Here is a 1,947-nt window from a genome sequence, read left to right on the forward strand (position 1 = left end):
TCCAGCTTCAACAATTGCTCGGCCTGTTTACGGCGGAATGGCAACTTCGAACCCATGGATTTGATCAGACTGTCGAAGCGCGAACGGAACGCCGCTGGCCGCTCGATCACCGGCAATTTGTACTGCCGCTGATTGGTGGCGTTGAGGTTGACCGCGATGATCAGGTCGCAGTGGCTCGACACCACCGGAACGATCGGCAACGGATTGAGAATGCCGCCGTCGACCAGCATGCGGTTGCCCTGCATCACTGGGGTAAACAGGCTGGGAATCGCCGCCGAGGCGCGCATGGCCTGGTGCAGGCAGCCCTCCTGAAACCAGATTTCCTGCTGATTGGTCAGGTCGGCGGCGACGGCGGTGTAGGGGATGCGCAGGTCTTCGATGTTGATCTCGCCGACGATCTTGCGGATCTGCCCGAAGACCTTTTCACCGCGAATCGCGCCGAGACGGAAACTCACATCGACCAGGCGCAGCACATCGAGGTAATCAAGGCTTTCGATCCAGCGCCGGTACTCATCCAGTTTGCCGGCGGCATAGATCCCGCCGACCACCGCGCCCATCGAACAACCGGCAATGCAGGCGATGTCGTAGCCGCGTTTTTCAATTTCTTCGATAACGCCGATATGGGCATAGCCCCGGGCGCCACCGGAGCCCAGCACCAGTGCGACACGCTTTTTCATCAAACTTCCTCCCGACAAGCCTGCACAATGCACGCATCGGCCAAGCGGCTCAATCGCCAAGGTCGTTGCGCGAAGCGGTGACGTCGTTTTTCGCTCGCGACGCACGCTTGCGCGCTATTCTCTGCGCCACGTGGTTTGAGCGGCAGGCGAGGCACTTTTTCGCCGCTTGGCCGTCTTACCTGCACGACTGTTGACCTACCTTGAGGTGTGAGTGATGAAAGCCTGGATCTGTGTACCGTTGATGGCTCTGGTTCTGGCCGGTTGTGCCGGCAAAACCGCGTACCGCGACAGCTGCGGCAGCCAACTCGACGCGGCCTGGCACGAACTGGACCTGGCCAAGGCTGAAGGCTTCGCCGGCACCGTCAGCTATTCCAAAGCGCTGTCGCTGCTGACCGCCGCCAAGACCCAGCAACAATTCGAAGGCTTCGAAGGCTGCAGCAAGAAAGCCGAAAAAGCCCGCTTCTACATCCGCGAATCCCGCGCAGGACGCTAACAGCAGCTGCGAGTTTCAAGCTGCAAGCGGCAAGCTCAAAGCGACCCCGTTCAGCTTGCAGCTTGCAACTTGAAGCTTGCAGCTGTCTACGGAGTAGACCCCCATGATCGATCGCTTGGTGGCTCATGTGTTGAGCCTGGATGTGCGGCTGCTGGCATGTCAGGCGCGCTTGACTGCGCGCACTGATCCCGAGGCGTTGCATGATTTGCGCACTACGGTGCGGCGCTTGCGCAGCCTGTTGCGGCCGTTGCGCGGCTTGCCGGGTGTCGAGCAATTGGAGGCGGCGGCCTCGGCAGTTGGCGATCTGACCACACCGTGGCGTGACCGCGAGGTGTTGGCGGCGTATCTGCTTGAGCATGACCAACCTGAGGCTGCGCAGCGGCGTCTGGCGCAAATGGCCGAGGCGTATCCGGCGCTGGCGGCGAGTGCGGAACTGGCTTCGTTGCTGATGATTCTCGACGCCTTTCCACGCTTTTTGCGCGCGTCCCAGCGCCAGGGTCTGCTCAAGGATCTGGATAAACGCATCGAAAAACGCCTCGGCAAACAGTGGCAAAAACTCGACGCGGCGCTGCACGATCCCGCCCATGACCGCCATCGTCTGCGCCTGCTGATCAAGCGCGTGCGCTATGGCATCGAAGCCTATCCCGAGCTGGATCGCTTGCCGAAACCGGCTTACAAACGCCTGAAATCGGCGCAAGGCGCACTGGGCGATTGGCACGATTGCTGGCAATGGCTGGCCCGCGCCGAGCAGGAAGCCGATCTGCAACCGTGCGTGGC

3 protein-coding genes are annotated in these 1,947 nt (G+C 61.2%); 2 read left to right on the forward strand and 1 reads right to left on the reverse strand.

Features of this window, described 5'->3' with window-relative positions:
- On the reverse strand, positions 1-677 hold a 677-nt coding region (locus D6877_RS17480), incomplete at its 3' end, for a patatin-like phospholipase family protein (protein WP_130911585.1).
- 214 nt (positions 678-891) lie between these two features.
- Here D6877_RS17480 and D6877_RS17485 point away from each other — a divergent pair.
- Both D6877_RS17485 and D6877_RS17490 read left to right on the forward strand, forming a co-directional pair.
- Complete coding sequence (locus D6877_RS17485) at positions 892-1,170, forward strand: hypothetical protein (RefSeq protein WP_016770894.1); 279 nt, start codon at positions 892-894, stop codon at positions 1,168-1,170.
- Between the two features lie 103 nt (positions 1,171-1,273).
- On the forward strand, positions 1,274-1,947 hold a 674-nt coding region (locus D6877_RS17490; RefSeq protein WP_130911604.1), incomplete at its 3' end, for a CHAD domain-containing protein.

Source organism: Pseudomonas sp. Sample_9 (assembly GCF_004307535.1).
GTDB classification, from domain to species: Bacteria; Pseudomonadota; Gammaproteobacteria; order Pseudomonadales; family Pseudomonadaceae; genus Aquipseudomonas; species Aquipseudomonas mercuritolerans.

Coding starts and splice junctions, on each gene's coding strand:
- D6877_RS17485 (WP_016770894.1), top strand. CDS start 892: ATGAAAGCCTGGATCTGTGTACCGTTGATGGCTCTGGTTCTGGCCGGT.